23 protein-coding genes are annotated in these 19,193 nt (G+C 59.4%); 13 read left to right on the forward strand and 10 right to left on the reverse strand.

The annotated features are described in order from the left end of the window. The first annotated feature begins 29 nt into the window (after positions 1 to 29). Positions 30 to 905 carry an NAD(P)H-binding protein gene (locus QDY28_RS06870; protein WP_331380949.1) on the forward strand — a complete coding sequence of 292 codons (876 nt, stop codon included), beginning with the start codon at positions 30 to 32 and terminating at the stop codon, positions 903 to 905. A 56-nt stretch (positions 906 to 961) separates the two neighbouring features. Here QDY28_RS06870 and QDY28_RS06875 read toward each other — a convergent pair whose 3' ends face one another. Next, on the reverse strand, positions 962 to 1,210 hold the full coding sequence (locus QDY28_RS06875) for a hypothetical protein (protein WP_331380950.1): 249 nt from the start codon (positions 1,208 to 1,210) through the stop codon (positions 962 to 964). Positions 1,211 to 1,269: 59 nt separating this feature from the next. Here QDY28_RS06875 and QDY28_RS06880 point away from each other — a divergent pair, with 59 nt between their 5' ends. The 8 genes from QDY28_RS06880 to deoA all read left to right on the forward strand — a co-directional run bounded on the left by QDY28_RS06880 (position 1,270) and on the right by deoA (position 9,230). Beyond that, the gene (locus QDY28_RS06880) at positions 1,270 to 2,265 is read left to right on the forward strand and encodes a BMP family lipoprotein (protein WP_331380951.1); all 996 of its coding nucleotides are present in this window, start codon (positions 1,270 to 1,272) and stop codon (positions 2,263 to 2,265) included. 80 nt (positions 2,266 to 2,345) lie between these two features. Beyond that, positions 2,346 to 3,857: an ABC transporter ATP-binding protein gene (locus tag QDY28_RS06885; protein ID WP_331380952.1), complete on the forward strand. Its 1,512-nt coding sequence runs from the start codon at positions 2,346 to 2,348 to the stop codon at positions 3,855 to 3,857. A 7-nt stretch (positions 3,858 to 3,864) separates the two neighbouring features. Further along, on the forward strand, positions 3,865 to 4,968 hold the full coding sequence (locus QDY28_RS06890) for an ABC transporter permease (RefSeq protein WP_331380953.1): 1,104 nt from the start codon (positions 3,865 to 3,867) through the stop codon (positions 4,966 to 4,968). Between the two features lie 10 nt (positions 4,969 to 4,978). Continuing rightward, entirely contained in the window at positions 4,979 to 5,950 is a 972-nt protein-coding gene (locus tag QDY28_RS06895; protein WP_331380954.1) for an ABC transporter permease, read from the forward strand. A 3-nt stretch (positions 5,951 to 5,953) separates the two neighbouring features. Continuing rightward, positions 5,954 to 6,346: a cytidine deaminase gene (locus QDY28_RS06900; RefSeq protein ID WP_331380955.1), complete on the forward strand. Its 393-nt coding sequence runs from the start codon at positions 5,954 to 5,956 to the stop codon at positions 6,344 to 6,346. Next, the gene (locus QDY28_RS06905; RefSeq protein WP_331380956.1) at positions 6,343 to 7,149 is read left to right on the forward strand and encodes a purine-nucleoside phosphorylase; all 807 of its coding nucleotides are present in this window, start codon (positions 6,343 to 6,345) and stop codon (positions 7,147 to 7,149) included. The genes QDY28_RS06900 and QDY28_RS06905 overlap by 4 nt, the downstream gene beginning before the upstream one ends. Then, a complete protein-coding gene (deoC, locus tag QDY28_RS06910; RefSeq protein WP_331380957.1) occupies positions 7,146 to 7,919 on the forward strand; it encodes a deoxyribose-phosphate aldolase in 774 nt (257 codons plus the stop codon). Before QDY28_RS06905 ends, deoC begins: the two co-directional genes overlap by 4 nt. Before the next feature lie 3 nt (positions 7,920 to 7,922). Beyond that, positions 7,923 to 9,230, forward strand: coding sequence for a thymidine phosphorylase (gene deoA, locus QDY28_RS06915; protein WP_331380958.1), 1,308 nt, complete (start codon positions 7,923 to 7,925; stop codon positions 9,228 to 9,230). Positions 9,231 to 9,237: 7 nt separating this feature from the next. On the opposite strand, the gene QDY28_RS06920 is transcribed toward deoA, so the two are convergent. From QDY28_RS06920 to QDY28_RS06960, 9 genes are all read right to left on the reverse strand, one after another. Further along, positions 9,238 to 9,765 (reverse strand): TIGR02281 family clan AA aspartic protease, encoded by a 528-nt coding sequence (locus tag QDY28_RS06920; RefSeq protein WP_331380959.1) that lies wholly within the window; start codon positions 9,763 to 9,765, stop codon positions 9,238 to 9,240. Between the two features lie 152 nt (positions 9,766 to 9,917). Continuing rightward, the gene (gene upp / locus QDY28_RS06925) at positions 9,918 to 10,547 is read right to left on the reverse strand and encodes a uracil phosphoribosyltransferase (RefSeq protein ID WP_331380960.1); all 630 of its coding nucleotides are present in this window, start codon (positions 10,545 to 10,547) and stop codon (positions 9,918 to 9,920) included. A gap of 102 nt (positions 10,548 to 10,649) precedes the next feature. Then, a complete protein-coding gene (locus QDY28_RS06930; RefSeq protein ID WP_331380961.1) occupies positions 10,650 to 10,955 on the reverse strand; it encodes a HigA family addiction module antitoxin in 306 nt (101 codons plus the stop codon). An 8-nt stretch (positions 10,956 to 10,963) separates the two neighbouring features. Next, entirely contained in the window at positions 10,964 to 11,260 is a 297-nt protein-coding gene (locus QDY28_RS06935; RefSeq protein ID WP_331380962.1) for a type II toxin-antitoxin system RelE/ParE family toxin, read from the reverse strand. Between the two features lie 62 nt (positions 11,261 to 11,322). Further along, positions 11,323 to 12,294, reverse strand: coding sequence for an adenosine deaminase (locus tag QDY28_RS06940; RefSeq protein WP_331380963.1), 972 nt, complete (start codon positions 12,292 to 12,294; stop codon positions 11,323 to 11,325). Next, positions 12,291 to 13,511: a phosphopentomutase gene (locus QDY28_RS06945; protein WP_331381270.1), complete on the reverse strand. Its 1,221-nt coding sequence runs from the start codon at positions 13,509 to 13,511 to the stop codon at positions 12,291 to 12,293. The genes QDY28_RS06940 and QDY28_RS06945 overlap by 4 nt, the downstream gene beginning before the upstream one ends. Before the next feature lie 135 nt (positions 13,512 to 13,646). Then, positions 13,647 to 14,225 carry a TadE/TadG family type IV pilus assembly protein gene (locus QDY28_RS06950; RefSeq protein ID WP_331380964.1) on the reverse strand — a complete coding sequence of 193 codons (579 nt, stop codon included), beginning with the start codon at positions 14,223 to 14,225 and terminating at the stop codon, positions 13,647 to 13,649. Between the two features lie 11 nt (positions 14,226 to 14,236). Further along, positions 14,237 to 14,872 carry a TadE/TadG family type IV pilus assembly protein gene (locus QDY28_RS06955; RefSeq protein ID WP_331380965.1) on the reverse strand — a complete coding sequence of 212 codons (636 nt, stop codon included), beginning with the start codon at positions 14,870 to 14,872 and terminating at the stop codon, positions 14,237 to 14,239. Positions 14,873 to 15,033: 161 nt separating this feature from the next. Then, positions 15,034 to 15,456: a pilus assembly protein N-terminal domain-containing protein gene (locus QDY28_RS06960; protein WP_331380966.1), complete on the reverse strand. Its 423-nt coding sequence runs from the start codon at positions 15,454 to 15,456 to the stop codon at positions 15,034 to 15,036. A 404-nt stretch (positions 15,457 to 15,860) separates the two neighbouring features. Here QDY28_RS06960 and QDY28_RS06965 point away from each other — a divergent pair, with 404 nt between their 5' ends. The 4 genes from QDY28_RS06965 (at position 15,861) to QDY28_RS06980 (ending at position 19,139) form a co-directional block, all read left to right on the forward strand. Further along, positions 15,861 to 16,043 (forward strand): Flp family type IVb pilin, encoded by a 183-nt coding sequence (locus QDY28_RS06965; protein ID WP_331380967.1) that lies wholly within the window; start codon positions 15,861 to 15,863, stop codon positions 16,041 to 16,043. A 93-nt stretch (positions 16,044 to 16,136) separates the two neighbouring features. Beyond that, complete coding sequence (locus QDY28_RS06970) at positions 16,137 to 16,649, forward strand: A24 family peptidase (RefSeq protein WP_331380969.1); 513 nt, start codon at positions 16,137 to 16,139, stop codon at positions 16,647 to 16,649. Positions 16,650 to 16,812: 163 nt separating this feature from the next. Continuing rightward, positions 16,813 to 17,625: a Flp pilus assembly protein CpaB gene (cpaB, locus tag QDY28_RS06975; RefSeq protein ID WP_331380970.1), complete on the forward strand. Its 813-nt coding sequence runs from the start codon at positions 16,813 to 16,815 to the stop codon at positions 17,623 to 17,625. A gap of 14 nt (positions 17,626 to 17,639) precedes the next feature. Then, positions 17,640 to 19,139, forward strand: a complete 1,500-nt coding sequence (locus QDY28_RS06980; protein ID WP_331380971.1) for a type II and III secretion system protein family protein — start codon at positions 17,640 to 17,642, stop codon at positions 19,137 to 19,139. The last annotated feature ends 54 nt before the right edge of the window (positions 19,140 to 19,193 follow it).

Below are 19,193 nucleotides of genomic sequence, written 5' to 3' on the forward strand. Positions count from 1 at the left end.
TCCGCAACGAAATCTTGGAGGATAAAGAGATGTTCGTAATTCTGGGTGCGACCGGAAAGATAGGGCGTGCGACCATTGCCGAGCTTCGCCGCCATGGCGCACCGGTAAAAGCCGTCGTTCGGCGTCAAAATAGCGCCGATGATCTCAAGGCTATGGGCTGCGAGGTTGCGGTCGCGGACATTCGGGACGGTGCGGCTCTCTATGAAAGCATGAGCGGCGCGACCGCCGTACAGATCATCTGCCCGACGAGCGTTCGAGCCGACGATGCAGCCGCAGAGATGAAAGACAGCATAAGATCGATCGTCGATGCACTCGACCGGAACAGGCCGAGTTCGGTTCTGGCCATCTCGGATTATGGCGCGCACCTGGCGTCCGACACCGGCATCACGCTGATTTTCCATCATCTCGAGTCGGAACTGAAAAAGCTACCCGCCGCTTTGACCTTCCTGCGCTCCGCCGAGCATATGGAGAATTGGAGCCGCCAGATCGGACGCGCGGTTGAGACCGGCGTGCTTCCTACCCTGCATCATCCGACAACCAAACTGTTCCCCACCATATCGGCTCCCGATGTCGGCCTGATTGCGGGCGAGTTGCTCTTGTCCAACGCCCACGCATTTCTCAACATCGTCCATGCGGAAGGGCCAGAGCGTTATAGCGCGGAGGACGTCGCGCGGATTGCTGGAGAACTCGCCGGCCGAAAAATTGTCGCAAGCGAGATGCCGCGCCCGGACTGGATCCCGGCACTCGTTCGCGGAGGGCTGAGCGCAAGCTATGCCGAACTGGTTGCCGAGATGTATGACGCCCACAATGCCGGGCGGATCGATGTCGAGCCAGGGGTTGGAGAGGTCAGGCGAGGCCGAACCAGTCTGCGCGAGGTTCTGGCGTCGATGACGGCAAATATCTGATGGGGGAACTTCGGGCTGCCTTTCGGCCAATCGCCCTCATATAGATCACGAGGGTATCAAGACAACGGATCGCAAGCGTGGCATGGCTTCGAAGCCGGTCCTGCGACATCGATCGTCGGCCGTTGCTTGGCTAATAAAATTGCAGTTTGAGAGCAAAAATGTTCGAAAATCAGCTCCTTTGAGCGCGTTTTTGGCAATTCCCACAAATCTTTACCAACTGAAAAATTTCTCGTGAATTTTTCCTGCAGCCATGCAAGGATGCGCGCCAGCTTGACCTCGGGGGAGGTCGGCGGTTCCGCAGACATGTCCGGCCAACGGGCTTGCGGGAGGACCCAACAAGATAGCAACAATAGGGCTGCAACTCATGAAAAAATCCCTTTTGACCCTTTTCGCCTTGGCTGCCATGTCGGCAACGGCGCTTGCGGCCGACATTAAGCCGGCGATCGTTTATGGCACCGGCGGCAAGTTCGACAAGTCCTTCAACGAAGCGGCCTATAACGGTGCCGAAAGGTTCAAGAAGGAAAGCGGCATCGCCTATCGCGACTTCGAGCCGACGGGCGACACTCAGGGCGAACAGGCGCTGCGCAACTTCGCCAGCAAGGGCTTCAATCCGGTCATCGCCGTCTCCTTTGCCTGGACATCCGCTCTTCAGAAGGTTGCCGCCGAATATCCGAAGACCCAATTCGTTCTGATCGACGACAGCCTCGACCTGCCGAACGTTCGCTCCGTCAAGTTCAAGGAAAACGAAGGCTCCTACCTTGCCGGCGTCATGGCGGCCATGGCTTCGAAGTCCGGCAAGATCGGCTTCGTCGGCGGCATGGACATTCCGCTGATCCGCAAGTTCGAATGTGGCTATGAGCAGGGCGCCCGCGCCACCAATCCGAAGATCGAAGTCCTCCAGAACATGACCGGCACGACGGGTGCGGCCTGGAACGACCCGGTTCGCGGCGGCGAGCTCACCAAGAACCAGATCGACCAGGGTGCCGACGTTGTTTACGCGGCTGCCGGCGCCACCGGCCTCGGCGTGCTGCAGACGGCTGCCGACAACAAGAAGCTCTCTGTCGGCGTCGATAGCAACCAGAACTATCTGCATCCGGGTTCGGTCCTGACCTCCGTCGTCAAGCGCGTCGACCTCGCCGTTTACAACGCCTTCACCGATGCGAAGAACGGCAAGTTCACAGCCGGCACGCAGGAACTCGGCCTCAAGGAAGAGGGCGTTGGCGCTGCCATGGACGACAACAACAAGCCGCTCGTCACGCCCGAAATGAAGGCCGCCGTCGACAAGGCGACTACCGACATCATTTCCGGCTCGGTCAAGGTGCACGACTACACGACCGACAACGCCTGCCCGAAGAGCTGATATGAAATAAGGGCGTATGACGATATTCAAACGTCATACGCCCTTTTCTTATCCGGAAGTCTGATTTCTGGAGCTGCGTAGTGAGCCAAACGCCTGCCATCGAACTCGTGGGCATCGACAAGAAGTTCGGTGCCGTCCATGCCAACAAAGACATCAACCTGACCGTCGCCAAGGGCTCGATCCACGGGATCATCGGTGAGAACGGTGCCGGGAAGTCGACTCTGATGTCGATCATCTACGGCTTCTATCATGCCGATAGTGGTGAGATCCGCATCAACGGCAATCCTATCGCCATCCGCGACAGCCAGACGGCGATTGCCGCCGGCATCGGCATGGTGCACCAGCATTTCATGCTGGTCGACAATTTCTCCGTGCTGGAAAACGTCATGTTGGGTGCCGAGGGCGGCGCTTTGTTGGCGAAGGGCGTCACGGCCGCCCGAGCCGAACTGAGGCGCCTGGAGCGGGATTATGGCCTCGACGTCGATCCGGACGCCTTGATCGAGGAGCTTCCCGTCGGTCAGCAGCAGCGCGTCGAGATCCTGAAGGCCATGTATCGCGGCGCCGAGATCCTCATTCTGGACGAGCCGACCGGCGTTTTGACGCCCGCCGAGGCCGACAATCTCTTCCGGATTCTCCGCGTATTGCGCGACCAGGGCAAGACCATCATTCTCATCACCCATAAGCTGCGCGAAATCATGGCCATTACCGATACGGTGTCGGTCATGCGCCGCGGCGAAATGGTCGCCACGCGCAAGACGTCCGAAACGACCGTCGAAGAGCTCGCAGAGCTGATGGTCGGCCGTCGCGTGTTGCTGCGGGTCGAAAAAGGCTCTGCCCATCCCGGCGAGGTGGTGCTTTCCGTCCGTAATCTGACCGTCAAGGACGGCCGTGGCGTGACCATGGTCGACAATGTTTCCTTCGACGTCCGCGCCGGCGAGATCGTCGGCATTGCCGGTGTCGCTGGCAACGGCCAGTCGGAACTGCTGGAGGCGATCGCCGGTATCCGCAAGCCGGCCTCGGGCGAAATCTACCTGCATGGCGAGCCGAGCGGCACGGCCGATCCGGCCGCCTTGCGTGAACTCGGTCTTGCCCATATCCCGGAAGACCGCCATCACATGGGTCTCGTCCTCAAGTTTGAGGAATATGAAAATTCCATGCTCGGCTATCACCGCGACCCGAAATACGGTCGGGCCGGCATGCTTGATCTCGACGCCATGCGCAGGGATGCGCTGGAGAAGATCGAGAAATACGATATCCGCCCGCCAAATGCCCGGCTGAAAACAGCCAACTTCTCCGGCGGCAACCAGCAGAAGATCGTCGTCGCCCGCGAGATCGAGCGCGATCCGAGGGCGCTGCTGATCGGCCAGCCGACACGCGGTGTGGATATCGGCGCCATCGAATTCATCCACCGCCGTATCATCGAGATGCGCGATGCCGGCAAGGCGATCCTGCTGGTGTCGGTGGAGCTTGATGAAATCCGCGCGCTTTCCGACCGCATCCTCGTCATGTTCGCCGGCCATATCGTCGGCGAGAAAACGGCTGACGCCGGTGAACAGACACTCGGCCTGATGATGGCCGGCATTGCCGCATGAGGCCTTGATGAGCACTGTTTCCGTTCCGCTTCCCAATTGGATCAACTACGGCCTGATCCCGGTCATCAATCTCATTATCGCCTTCCTGATTTCCGGCCTCGTCGTCTGGTTCATCGGCGAAAGCCCGCTGGATGCGCTGAACCTGCTCCTGCAGGGCGCGCTCGGCAGCGGCGAGGGTATCGGCTTCACGCTGTTCTATGCCACGAGTTTCATTTTCACCGGCCTGTCGGTGGCCGTCGCCATCCATGCCGGCCTGTTCAATATCGGCTCGGAAGGCCAGGCCTATGTCGGCGGGCTCGGCTGCGCGCTTGTGGCGCTGACGCTCGACAAATATGTGCCCTGGTATGTGACGATGCCTTTCGCCGTCATCGGTTCGGCCGTTTTCGGTGCGCTCTGGGCCCTTATTCCCGCCTGGCTGCAGGCCAAGCGCGGCAGCCATGTGGTCATCACCACCATCATGTTCAACTTCATCGCCTCCGCGATGATGAATTTCATCCTGGTGCATGTGCTGATCGTGCCCGGCAAGATGGCGCCGGAAACCCGCACTTTCCTTGCGGGCGGCCAGCTTCCGAAGCTGGACTGGCTGATGGGCATCTTCGGCTCGACCATCGGTGCGGCACCCCTCAACGTTTCCTTCCTGATCGCGCTGGTCATGTGCTTCCTCGTCTGGGTGCTCGTCTGGCGCACCAAGCTCGGTTATGAAATGCGCACGCTGGGCTTAAGCCCGACGGCCGCCGTCTATGCCGGCATTCCCTACGCCCGCACGGTCATCATCGCCATGCTGCTCTCGGGCGGTCTGGCCGGCATGATGGCGCTCAATCCGGTGATGGGCGCTTCGGCCCGCCTGCAGGTCGAGTTCGTGCTCGGCGCCGGTTTCGTCGGCATCGCCGTATCGCTGATGGGCCGTAACCATCCGATCGGCATCATCCTTGCGGCGATCCTGTTCGGCATTCTCTACCAGGGTGGCGATGCGCTTTCCTTCGACATGCCCAACATCACGCGCGACATGATTGTGGTCATCCAGGGTCTGGTCATCCTTTTTGCCGGCGCCCTCGAATATATGTTCCGGCCCGCGCTGGTGCGCACCTATCAAAAATTCGCGACGACGTGAGGATCGGCCGATGGAATATTATGACCTCCTCATCAGCATACTTGGCTCGACCATCCGCCTGTCGATTCCGCTGATCTTCACGGCCCTTGCCGGCCTCTTTTCCGAGCGCGCCGGGATTTTCGACATCGGCCTCGAAGGCAAGATGCTGGCCTCCGCCTTCGCCGCCGCCTGTGTCGCCTCCGTCTCCGGTTCGGCCTGGGCCGGTCTCGGTGCCGGCATCGTCATATCGGTCGCGTTCGGCCTGCTGCACGGCTTCGCATCGATCACCAATCGCGGCAACCAGATCGTCTCCGGCGTTGCCATCAACTTTTTGACCGCCGGGTTGACCATCGTGCTCGGCCAGGCCTGGTTCGGCCAGGGCGGTCGCACGCCGACGCTACCGGCCGAGGCGCGTTTTGCTTCGATCACCTTGCCTGGCGCCAACGCCATTCATGACGTGCCCTTTATCGGGCCGCTCTATGCCAACGTTATTTCCGGCAACAACATCCTCACCTATCTCGCCTTCCTCGCCGTGCCGATTTCGTGGTGGATCCTTTATCGGACCCGCTTTGGCCTGCGCCTGCGCGCCGTCGGCGAAAATCCGGGCGCCGTCGATACGGCCGGCATCTCCGTCGAGTGGCTGCGCTATCGGTCACTGATCGTCGCTGGCATTCTCTGCGGCTTCTCCGGCACCTATCTTGCCATCGCCCAATCGGCTGCCTTCATCAATAATATGTCCGCGGGCAAGGGCTATATCGCGCTAGCGGCGCTGATCTTCGCCAAATGGAAGCCGGTGCCGGTCATGTTCACCTGCCTGCTCTTCGGCTTCCTCGATGCTTTTGCCAATTTCATGCAGGGCAAGGCGGTGCCTGGCATCGGCGAAGTGCCGGTGCAGATTTTCCAGGCGCTGCCCTATATCCTGACCTGCATCTTGCTCGCAGGCTTCATCGGCGTCGCCAAACCGCCAAAGGCGGGCGGCGTGCCCTACACCAAGGAGCGCTGATCCATGTCGCATGATCTGTTCGAGGCTGCCCGCGGAGCGATGGTCTTTGCCCATGCACCCTATTCGAAATTCCCCGTCGGCGCGGCGATCCGCGCCGAGGACGGCAAGGTCTATACCGGCGCCAATATCGAGAATCTGTCCTTCCCGCAGGGCTGGTGCGCCGAGCCGACCGCAATCAGCCATATGATCATGGCCGGCGCCAAGAAGATCGTCGAAATGGCCGTCATCGCTGAAAAGCTGCCGCTCTGCCCGCCCTGCGGCGGGTGCCGGCAGAAGATCGCCGAGTTCGCCAGTAAGGAAACGCGCATCTATCTCTGCGACGAAACCGGCGTGAAGAAGACCATGACCATGGACGAGATGCTGCCCTTCAGCTTCGAAACCGAGATACTCGGATGACCGCCGCCGCCGACCTCTTGGCCGAAAAGCTCGGTGATCTTCAGCCGCGCTACGGCATCATCCTCGGCTCCGGCCTTGGTTCGCTGGTCGATCAGGTGAAGGATGCCGTGCGCATTCCCTATGCCGATCTTCCCGGTTTCCCCGTGAGTGCCGTCTCCGGTCACGCCGGCACGCTGGTCGCCGGTCATCTCGGCGACGTGCCGGTCATCATGCTGTCCGGCCGGGTGCATTATTATGAAAAAGGCGACGCCAACGCCATGCGTGTGCCGATCGAGACGCTGAAGGCGCTTGGCGTCGAAACGCTGATCCTCACCAATTCGGCCGGATCGCTGCGCGAGGAAATGCCGCCGGGATCGGTGATGCAGATCACCGATCACATCAATTACTCCGGCATGAACCCGCTGATCGGCGAAGAAAGCGACGCGCGTTTCGTCGGCATGACCAGTGCCTATGATACGGACCTGATCATGCGCATGCGCAAGGCGGCGGAAAAGGCCGAAGTCAAGCTGTCGCACGGCGTCTATATGTGGTTCTCCGGCCCGAGCTTCGAAACTCCGGCGGAAATCCGCATGGCGCGCATTTTGGGCGCCGATGCCGTCGGCATGTCGACGGTGCCGGAAGTTATTCTTGCGCGTCTTTTCGACCTGAGGGTTGCAGCGGCCTCCGTCATTACTAATTATGGGGCTGGCATGACCGGCGCTGAGCTCTCGCATGAAGAGACGAAGGACATGGCACCGGTTGGCGGCACTCGCCTTGCCGCCATCTTGAAGGAAATGATTGCGGACGGAGGAGACGAACAATGACGAGCCATTCCCTCAGAGAAACGGCGGCCGTTGCGCTTTCCCTTCTCGATCTTACCAATCTTAAGGACGACTGCACGCCGGCCCAGATCGAGACGCTCTGCGCGCGCGCCCAATCGCCCTATGGCAACACCGCCGCCATCTGCATCTGGCCGCGTTTCGTCGCCCAGGCGCGCGGTATTCTCGGGACCGACCATGCGGTAAGGATCGCGACCGTGGTGAATTTCCCGGCCGGCGATATGGAAGTCGCCGATGTCGCCGCAGAAGCACGCGAGGCGATCTCCGATGGCGCCGACGAGATCGATCTCGTCATTCCCTATCGTGCATTGTTGGCCGGCAATGAGCAGGCCGTCACCGACATGGTCGCCGCGGTCAAAGCCGAATGCACCGGGCCGGTGCTGCTGAAGACCATTCTCGAAACCGGCGAACTCAAGGACGTGGCGCTGATCCGGCGTGCCTCCGAACTGGCGATTGAGGCCGGCTCCGATTTCATCAAGACCTCCACCGGCAAGGTCGCCGTCAACGCAACGCTGGAAGCGGCCGATATCATGCTGCGGGCGATCCGCCAGAGCGGCCGTAAGGTTGGTTTCAAGCCGGCCGGCGGCATCAGCTCCGTCGCCGATGCGGCCCTCTATCTCAGCCTTGCCGAGACCATCATGGCGCCGGATTGGGCCATGCCTTCGACGTTCCGTTTCGGCGCGTCGAGTTTGCTCGACGATATCCTCAACGTGCTTGGCGGCGGGCAGTCCACCGCGGCGGCCTCCGGCTACTGAGCGATGATCCCGCAGGAGATCATCCGTCGGAAGCGGGATGGCGGCACGCTTCACGTTACCGATATCGACGCCTTCATCGCGGCCCTTGCCCGCGATGAGCTGGCCGAAAGCCAGATCGGCGCCTTCGCCATGGCCGTCTGGTACCGCGGCATGACGCGCGAGGAAACCGTGGCGTTGACACTCGCCATGGCCCGCTCCGGCGATATGCTTTCCTGGGCCGGCATAGACAGGCCGATCGCCGACAAGCACTCGACGGGGGGCATTGGCGACAATGTGTCATTGATGCTGGCGCCGATCGCCGCTGCCTGCGGGCTTGCCGTGCCGATGATTTCCGGCCGCGGCCTGGGGCATACCGGCGGCACGCTGGACAAGCTGGAATCGATCCCAGGCTACGGCATCACGCCGCATGCGAGCCACTTCCGCAAGGTGGTAGACGAGGTGGGCTGCGCCATTATCGGCCAGACCGGGACCTTAGCGCCCGCCGACGGCAAGCTTTATGCCGTGCGCGATGTCACCTCCACCGTCGATTCCGTGCCGCTGATCACCGCTTCGATCCTGTCGAAGAAGCTGGCGGCCGGTCTTCAGACCCTGGTCCTTGATGTCAAAATCGGCAATGGCGCCTTCATGACCTCGCTGGAGGAGGCTGAGACGCTGGCCCGCTCGCTGGTCGAGGTGGCGAATGGCGCTGGGGTCAAGACTTCGGCTTTGATCACCGACATGAACCAGCCGCTGGCCGATGCCGCCGGCAATGTCGTCGAACTCCGCAATTGCCTGGATTTCCTGAAGGGTGGCAAGGCGAACACGCGTCTGGAAACGGTCGTTCTGGCCTTCGCCGCCGAGATGCTGACGCAGGCCGGGATCGCAAAGACATTGCTCGATGCCGAGGCAAAAGCGCACGCAGCGCTCTCCTCCGGCAAGGCGGCCGAGCTTTTCGCCCGCATGGTCCAATCGCTCGGCGGCCCTGCCGATCTGCTGGATCGCCCGGACAAATATCTGACCGCCGCTCCGGTGCAGAAGGCTGTTCCTGCGTCTTCGGATGGTTGGCTTGCGGCCTGCGATGCCCGCGCCATCGGCATGAGCGTCATCGATCTCGGCGGCGGTCGCCGTCATCCGCAGGATAAGATCGATCATCGCGTCGGCTTTAGCGATATCCTGCCGCTCGGAACAAAGGTCAGCAAAGGCGACCGCATCGCAACCGTCCATGCCGCGGACGAGACGAGCGCCGAAAGAGCCGCAGCCGATCTCGGCGCAAACTACCGCATCGGCGACGCCGCACCCGTTTTGCCGCCGGTGATCGTTGCGCGGATTTGACGGACGATTATTGCGTCAGACGCAATGAGCCGTTTTCGGCGCTGTAGGAATTGAGCTTTTTCAGGAAGCTCATGCCGATCAGTGTCGTGCTCAATGCGCCGTCTTTCGCAACCACGGCCTCGACATCGCGAACCTTGATCGTGCCGATTTCGAGACGGTCGAGTTTGACGAGAGCCACCTTAGATGGGCCGTTGGCTGTCTGTATGGTGTAGCGATAATCGAGATCATTGCCGCTGATGCCGAGGCGGCGTGCCGTGCTCTCATTGATCGCCACATAGGTCGCGCCCGTGTCGATCATGCCGTGCACCGGCCGGCCATTGATCTTGAAGTCGCCCTCGTAGTGACCGCCCGCGCCCGCAGGCAACGTTACGCTTCCATATGCCGCCGCCGGCGTCGCAACCGACTGCTGCGGCACGGCAACCTTGACAACGGGCGTCGCGCTTTCGCTGATTGCCGTTTGCGTGCCGAGCAACGCGGGGACTTGTGTAGCCGCGGCGGCGATAATGCCGGCAATGACAACCACGCGAACGAGCATTGGCGAGATCCCTCCTATGAGCTTCGCATGTCGAGCCCATTGATTGATCTCTACTGTTTAAAGCAGCTTCGCTGACAGGGCGCTAAACAGATCAATAAAAAGCCCGGCAGTTGGGGGCTGCCAGGCAAAAAAAGCAGATATGATGGCAGGACTTACTTCGTGCCGTACATCCGGTCGCCGGCGTCGCCGAGGCCGGGGACGATATAGCCCTTTTCATTCAAATGGCTGTCGATCGCTGCCGTGAAGACAGGCACGTCCGGATGCGCCTTGCGGAAATTGGCAATGCCTTCCGGGGCGGCGAGCAGGCAGAGGAAGCGGATATTATGGGCGCCGCGTTCCTTAAGCTTGTCGATTGCCGCGATCGAGGAATTGCCGGTTGCCAGCATGGGGTCGACGACGATGATCAGTCGCTCGGAAACATCTTCCGGCGCCTTGAAATAATATTCGACCGGCTGCAACGTCTCATGATCGCGGTAGACGCCGATATGCGAAACGCGGGCCGAGGGCACAAGGTCGAGCATGCCTTCCAGCAGACCGTTGCCGGCGCGCAGGATCGAGGCGAAGACCAGCTTCTTGCCTTCCAGGATCGGGGCATCCATCGGCTGCAGCGGCGTCTCGATGGTCTCGATCGTCAGTTCGAGGTCGCGCGTCACTTCGTAGCAGAGGAGCGTCGAAATCTCCCGCAGAAGCCGGCGAAAGCTTCCCGTCGACGTCTCCTTCTTGCGCATGATGGTCAATTTATGCTGCACGAGCGGGTGATCGATGACAGTGACGCCGTCCATGGTTTCAGCCTTCCAGTAATTCCGCGATGTCAGATGTTTCTTCCACGGAAATTGTCTCTGGTGCAAGAAAATAGGACTGATGGCCCTACATCATCCCCAAGCTCATGCCGCCGACAGCGGGCGCGCGCGTTCGATCCGTTCGCGTTCTTGCGGAGAGTGCATCACGTCCCATAAGTCATTGCGCCGCTGCACATTAAGCCAAAACTCAGGGCTGTTACCAAATACGCGCGCAAGAATGAGAGCCGTCGCCGCTGTCACGCTACGACGATTATTGCACAGTTCATTAACATGCTTTCGTTGCACGCCCATGGCCTCGGCCAACGCACTTTGCGTCAGCTCCATCGGTGCCATGAATTCCTCGACCAATATTTCACCGACGCTTGCCGGCTTGCGTTTTGTCATCAACATGATTCATCTCACCGGTAGCTATGGTCATCCAAATAGATGTCCGTTGCTTCGCCATGGTTGCCGCTCCATCGAAAGATAAGCCGCCATTGCTTGTTGACGCGAATAGAACAAAAGCCTTCGAGGTTGCCGCGCAACTTCTCGAAATGATTGCTCGGCGGGACCCGCAAGTCCTGATCCGTCGTTGCATCATCGATCATTTGAAGCTTGCGAAACAGTCGGCTATCCAGACCGGCTGGTATTTTCTTCGAATATACATCTTCGACAAAGAACTCACGCAACCATTCATCTCGAAAGCTTACGATCATTTAATTTCCGCTGTGAGATAGTGTACCGCTCCATGGGACAAATTTCAATCCTGACAACCAAATTATGCCAGCCTTTCCAACAGGGACGTCCGTGTCGCGTCGTCCACAAACGCCGCCTCGACCGCCGTGCGGGTCATGGCATCGATCTCGTTGTCGCTGAAGCCGAAGGCCGTCGATGCCAGTTCGTATTCGCGCTTCAGGGAGGTGTGGAAGAAGGGCGGGTCGTCGGAATTGATGGTGACACGCACACCCGCATCGCGAAGCTGGCGCAGCGGATGCGCTGCGAAATCCGGAAAGACATTCAGAGCGACGTTCGAGCCGGGGCAGACTTCCAGCACCGTGCCGAGATCGGCAAGGCGCTTGACAAGGTCGGCATCTTCGACGGCTCGCACGCCATGGCCGATGCGGGACGGACGGACGAGTTCGACCGCATCGGCGACGCTGAAGGCGCCGCAGACTTCGCCGGCATGAATGGTGAGGCCGAGGCCGGCTTCACGGGCGATGTCGAAGGCGCGCGCGTAATCGGCAACGCGGCCCATGCGCTCCTCACCCGCCATATTAAAGCCCGTGATCAACGGATTATCGCTTCTGGCCGCATATTCGGCGGCCTTGATGACGCGCTCCGATCCGAAATGACGTTCGCCGGTGACAAGCAGCCGGGCGACGATGCCGCTCTTTTCCTGTGCTGCGCGAATGCCGGCCGAAACACCGGCCATATAGGCGTCGGCGCCGAGCCCAATGCGGTCGCCATGGTCGGGCGAGACGATCAGCTCGCTATAGATCGTGCCGATGCCCGCAAGCTCTTCGAGATAGGTCTCGGTCAGCAGCGCGTAGTCTTCCTCGGTGCGATAGAGCTCAGAGACCTTGTCGTAGCAGACGAGGAATTCGGTGAAATCATTCCAGAGGTAGATTCCGTCACGCATGAAGGCGCTGGTGTCGACGTTATATTTTCGTGCCTGTGCGAGCGTCAGCGCCGGCGGAGCAGCACCTTCCAAATGACAGTGCAGCTCGACCTTCTTCAAATGCGATGTCACAAAAAACTCCTTCCATGCGGCCCTGCCGCTATTCCCAAATGGCGGGCGACGGTTTCGCCAATATCGGCATAGCTCTGGCGGACGCCGATCGAGCGTGAGCGAATGCCAGGCCCGTAAGCGATCACAGGCACGCGCTCGCGCGTATGGTCCGTGCCGCGCCAAGTCGGGTCGCAGCCGTGGTCGGCGGTCAGGATGACGAGATCGCCGGGCTTCAGCTTCTCGTGCACCTCCGGCAGTCTTGCATCGAAGGCTTCAAGGGCCGCCGCATAGCCCGCCACGTCGCGGCGATGACCATAGACCATGTCGAAATCGACGAAATTCGTGAAGACGAGATCGCCGTCGGCTGCCTCGTCCATAGTCCGGAGCGTCGCATCCATCAGCTTCATGTTGCCATTGGCCTTGATGACTTTGGAGATACCCTGGTGGGCAAAGATATCGCCGATCTTGCCGACCGCATGCACGGTGCGTTCGGCTTTGACCAGGCGGTCGAGCAGGGTGGGTTCTGGCGGCAAGACGGAAAAATCGCGTCGATTGCCCGTGCGCTCGAATGTCGCCTGCGTTTCGCCGACGAATGGGCGGGCAATGACGCGGCCGATATTATAGGGATCAAGCAGGGTGCGGACGATCTGGCAGAGAGCAATCAGCCGTTCCAGGCCGAAATAATGTTCATGCGCGGCAATCTGGAAGACCGAGTCTGACGAGGTGTAGCAGATCGGCTTACCGCTGCTTATATGCTCCTCGCCATATTTGGCGATGATCTCGGTGCCGGATGCGTGGCAGTTGCCGAGAATGCCGGGGAGATCGGCTGCCTCGCAGATCGCTTCGACCAGTTCCGGCGGAAATGCGTCGCCCTCGGTGGGAAAATAACCCCAGTCGAACATGACCGGCGTGCCGGCAATTTCCCAGTGGCCGGATGGCGTGTCCTTGCCGCGCGACACTTCATTGGCGCAGCCATAAAGACCATAAAGCTGTTCCGGCTTCGGCATACCGTCCGGATAGCGGCCAGTGGCCGCCTTGGCAATCTCCAGCAAGCCGAGGCCCGACATGTTCGGCAATGACAAGGGGCCGGAACGCAGGCCCTCGCGGTCGGCGGCACCAGCCGCGCAGAACTCGGCGATATGGCCGAGGGTATCGGCACCCTCATCACCATAGGCGGCGGCATCCGGACCGCCGCCGACACCGAAGGAATCAAGAACGAAGAGAAAGGCGCGCGCCATGGTCCACCCGATAGGATTGCTCAACGCGCGACGCCCAGCGTCGAGCGCATTGAACGTCACCCATATAACGGCGACGTCAACTTGGCAATTTCCTGTTCAACTTCGCAATATAGCAGGAATTCACAGGGGTTCTGTTCAACAATCGCTGCAGGTAATCGCACTTTCGGTGCGTGGGCGATAGAAATATTCGCGGCCGATAGTGATCTGGCTGCTGCCGGCCGGCAGGAAATCCGAGCCGAAACTGATGAGCTGATATGGAATGGCGAGCTCGGTGCGCACCAGAAACGTGCTTGGCTGATCGATATCGCTGGGAACGGTGACGGCGCTGCCGGTCGAATAGGGTTTGCTGCCATCCTGTGCCCAGGACCAGGCGACAGTGGCGTTGCTGCTGGCGTCGAGCTGAATGCCGGTGATTTTCAGCGTCAGGCCGGTCGTGTCGTAGGGCGTGAAAATGGCGCTGGCAACCGAAGGCATGGTGGCGAGCAGCGTCTTGCTGACGCTCGATTGGTGCGTCAGGATGTCGGCGATGGATCCGGCCGACCGGCTGGCGCGTTTTTCAACGCTGAGCGCCACGGTAAGCTCGAAAGCGCCGAGATAAAGCATCAGCAGCACCGGGAAAAGAATGGCAAATTCGATCGCGCCGATGCCCCGCTCGTCTCGGGCAAGGCGCCGCAGGGGCGCGCAAAACCTAGCCATCAGCTTCTTCCGATCCATCGCGACCCTCCTCACGGATAATTCTCGTTTTGGAAGGCCGATGTCGCGACGATGAGATAGGTCGTCGGCATAGAACCGTCAGATGGACGTATGGTGGTGAGGTAAGGCCGCAGCAGATCGGTCATCACCTGCCAGCGATAGTAGGCACGCACCATGTTCTTCGACTCGGCACCGCCGGGCGCAAAAGTGAAGCCCGTCGTGTTCAGATCGGAATATGGGTCTGACGAGGTGCGCGGCACGGTTGTCGGCATAGCGGCGAAGGTCGCGTAGCTTTCGACATCGAGATAGAGATTGGTCGGCGTCGCCAGCTCGGCCGCGGAGCAGACGATGATCACGGAGATCTCGTTGCAGAAGGCCTGGCGAAACTGCGTCGCGGTCATGTCGGTCGTCGCGTTGTGATTATAGGTGATCTGCCCGGTTCTGATCTCGCGCGACACTGTATCGACCGCATTGGAAACCACTTGTTCGGCCGTGAAGGCGACGAAGGTTTCCAAAATTGCGAAGATGATCAGGAAATAGGGAATAGCCAGAAGGGCGAATTCGATGGCCGCAGTCCCGTCGCGAGAACGCACGAAATCGTGCAAGCGCCCGTACGCACGTCGCTGTGCAAAAATCCTGCCCCCAAGAAGATCGTCATCTGGCATCATACCGGAATCCGCGCCGATTTAAGTGGGGGTAAGGCTAGAGCTGCTTTCTTGATAATCCGTTTCGCATCTCCCTCCATATTGAAGGGATGCTTGGATTTATTTAAGAAAGAGATGTCTTATGTAGTATAATTGAATATAATAAGTGGCCGACGATGCCGTCGCTATGGCGTGGCGGATGCGGCGGTGGTGGTGTTGTTCTGTTGGGCGTGCTGCTCGCAATTGGGCGTGCAGGACAGCACCGAACGGCTGGTCTGGCGGTAGACGCGGACGGTATTACCCTCATCGATCGAAACCAGGATACGTTCGTCGACGATCGCATTGCCGTCGGAATCGAGCAGGACGATGTTCGTCGTGCCGAAACTGCGGCCGGTAAGCACGATGGTCTTCGGATCGGCGACCGTTGCGTCGGCAACCTGCGAGTTGCCGACGATGACCTTGCTGACCGGACGATCGAGCTTCAATACGCGCGCATGATCCATATAGACACGCAGCATGCCGTCGTCCGCAGCATACGAAAACTGCGGCACTAGGCCCACTGTTGCGGCGACGCAGGCAAAGAATGCGATTCTGCCGCGGGTCGGCATGGTTTGGCCTCGTGAAGCTGATGGCAAAATGATTGCCAAATAGAATGAGAAAGAATGGTGAACGAACAATTAAGAGAAGGGCTACTCGTTCAATTCCGATGCAGCGCCGCCTCTTCCTCTTTCATTTTGGGATTTCCCTACGGGAGCTGCAATATACCGGGACAACTCCCGCTAATCGCTAATATATAAACCCCTAAACATTGCGAAGAGGCTGAAGATTTTCTTTAAAAATGCTCGGAAAGACCTGAATTGACGTTAACTAGTCTATTTGCGTTTCCGAGTTTCCAATCTGTTAACCCACTTCTTTAAAGCGATGGAAACGGCCAATCGGTACCGTGCAACTCATCCGATCAACGGCAAACAGTTGGCGGACGTGCTGTCAACAAAGTGAGTGGAGTTAACCTATGACCAAGCTTTTTTCGCGTTTCCTTAAAGATGAATCCGGTGCGACCGCAATCGAATACGGCCTGATCGCAGCGCTGATCTCCGTTGCCATCATTGCGGGCGCCACGACCCTGGGCAACTCGCTCAGCAACGTTTTCAATCGTATTTCGAGCAATATGACCACCGCTTCGACCGCACATTAATTAATTGCGGGTGCTGCGAATTCATGTCTCAGGCGAAAACCGCTCAGTATCATGAGCGGTTTTTGACTTTTATAGCTGAGTTGGGGATGTTTGATGCTTGAAGCCGCGACATTGCTGATCTTCCCGCTGTGTCTGGCGGTCGCAGCCCTCACTGACCTGTTTACCATGACGATACCAAATCGGGTGTCGCTCATATTGGCCGGCTCATTCATCGTGCTGGCGCCGCTCGTTGGTCTGACGCTGCCCGAGATCGGTATGCACTTCGCCGGCGCGGCCATTGTTTTCTGCGCCTGTTTTGCGCTCTTCGCATTGAACGTCATGGGCGGCGGCGATGCTAAGCTGTTGGCAGCTTCCGCACTTTGGTTCGGCTTCGATGCGTCGCTTCTCTCTTTCCTTATCTATGTCGCCTTCCTCGGCGGCGTGGTGACGATTGTCATCCTGATGATACGCTCGCAGTCGAATGCCATCATGGCCATGGGACTGCCGCTGCCGAACTCGCTGCTGATTGCCAAAAAGATCCCCTACGGCATTGCCATCGCCATCGGCGGCTTCCTGGCTTTTCCCTCCTCGCCGATGGTCGCGGCAGTGTCATCGCAAATTATCTAAATTAGAACTTTCTAAGTATTAACGGTATATTGCCGATTTTATATTTTGCATGACTTCGATAGTCATTCTTAAGTAACTGTAAATGTAATATACCATTAACCATAATTACACCAATTGCAGAGCATTCTGCGGGGCGAAGAATCGTATTCCCCAAGGAATGATCATGAAACCCGCTCGCTTAATGATACTCGCGGTGGCAGTTGTCGCGGCAGGGCTTGCCGGACTGCTAGCGATGCGTCTGGCCGGCTCACGCACTGTCGTGCCGCAGATCGAAGCGGTAGTAGAGAAAGAGGCGACGGTTAATGTGCTCGTCGCCGACGCCAATCTTCCTGTCGGCTCGCGCCTGAATGACAAGTCGATTCACTGGATGGCCTGGCCGCAAAGCGGCGTCGTCAAAGGTTTCATCACCGAAACCGATCGCCCTGATGCGTTGAAAGACTTGAACGGCGCAGTCGTGCGTCTGCCGATCTTTGAAGGCGAACCTATCCGCGAAGAGAAGGTCGCCGATTCCAACAGCCACATTCTTTCCTCGCTGTTGCCCTCCGGCAAACGCGCAGTCTCCACCGAAATCTCCGTCGCGACGGGTGCCGGCGGCTTCATTCTTCCCAATGACCGGGTCGACGTGATCATGGTGCGCAAGGGCGATACCCAGAAATTCGTAACCGAGACCGTGCTCAGCAATGTCCGCGTGCTCGCCATAGATCAGCAGGTCGAGGAAAAGCAGGATGGTAGCAAGTCCGTCGTCGGCACGACCGCGACGCTTGAGCTGACGCCGGATCAAACCAAGGTGCTTGCGGTCGCCCAGCAGTTAGCCGACCGGCTGACGCTGGCGCTTCGCTCCGTCGCCGATGCCCAGCAGCCGGACACGACCGCCGCCGATTACCTGCTGGCCGGGGACAATGGCGGTGCCGTCGTCCAGGTCATCAAATCCGGCGCGATCGTCACCAATGGCGCAACCGCAGCCAAGACGCCATGAGAAGGGGCGGGACCATGTTCAAGACCAGCAAACCGATCGGCCTCCTCTCACTTGCGGCTCTCTCCTTTTCGACCGCTTTCATCGGTCTGCCCTTCGCAGAGGCGCCGGCTTTCCTGCGCATTGCGACGGCGAAAGCCGACGGTTCCGACAGCATTGTCACCATTGCCGGCCTCGGCACCAAGCGCACGCTGAAGCTCGGCCTCAACAAGGCGCTGGTCGTCGACTTGCCGGCAGATGCCCATGATATTCTCGTCTCCGATCCCAAGATGGCCGATGCCGTGACGCGTACCTCGCGTCGCATCTATCTCTTCGGCAAGACGGTGGGCCAGACCAATATCTTCGTCTTCGGTGCCGACGGGAAGGAGATCGTCAGCCTCGACCTCCAGATCGAGCGCGATATCTCCAGTCTTCAGTCCAATATCAAGCGTTTCATTCCGGACTCAGACATCAATGTCGAGATCGTCTCCGATAACATTGTCATGACTGGCACGGTGCGTACGCCGCAGGATTCGACGCGCGCCGAACAGCTTGCCGAGGCTTTCCTCAAGGGCGGTGAGGCGACGACGCGCAACGAAACCGCGAGCGCCAGCGGCGGTGACAATTCCGTCGCTCTCTTTGCGGAAGCGCGCCAGACATCACAGATCGTCAACCTTCTACAGATCGAGGGCGAGGATCAGGTGACGCTGAAGGTCACCGTCGCCGAGATCAAGCGCAGCGTGCTGAAGCAAATCGGCTTCGACAATCTCGTCAGCAATTCCTCCGGCCTGACCGTCGCTCAACTCGGCAGTATTACTAGTGACACGACAGCGGCTGCGGGCGGCGGCGGTATCGCCGCTCTGTTCAAGACTGCGCTCGGCAAATACAACATCAGCACCTATCTCTCCGCCATGGAACAAGCCGGCGCAGTTCGCACACTGGCAGAGCCGACCTTGACGGCAATCTCCGGTCAAGCCGCAACCTTCAATTCCGGTGGTCAGCAGCTTTACTCCACGACCGATAGCGACGGCAACGTCACGATCACTCCCTATACCTATGGCGTAAGCCTGGCCTTCACGCCTGTGGTTCTTTCAGCGGGACGCATCAGTCTCCATATCCAGACTCAAGTGTCCAACCCCGTCGGCACCTCGGGAACCGCGACGTATAACCAACGTGCGGCTGATACGTCGGTCGAGTTGCCCTCCGGCGGCTCCATCGCGCTGGCGGGTCTCCTCAGCGATAGTGTCCAGCAAACCACCAACGGCACCCCGGGCGCCTCGAAGATACCGATCCTCGGCGCACTCTTCCGTCAAAAGAGTTTTGAACGCGACGAAAGCGAACTCGTGATCATCGCGACGCCCTATCTGGTGCGGCCGGTCGCGCGGGCTCAGCTCGCTCGTCCCGACGACAATTTCTCACCTAGCAACGATGTCTCCGCCTTCTTCATGAATCGCGTCAACAAGATCTACGGGCACAGGGATGGGCCGCCGGTTGCGGATGCCGATTTCCACGGCACCGTCGGCTTTATCTACAAGTGAGGGGGAGACGGACAATGACGCATCCCTTTTCAACCGGAACAACGAGAGACCAAA

The organism is Rhizobium sp. BR 362 (assembly GCF_036528765.1).
In the GTDB taxonomy this organism is placed as follows: domain Bacteria; phylum Pseudomonadota; class Alphaproteobacteria; order Rhizobiales; family Rhizobiaceae; genus Rhizobium.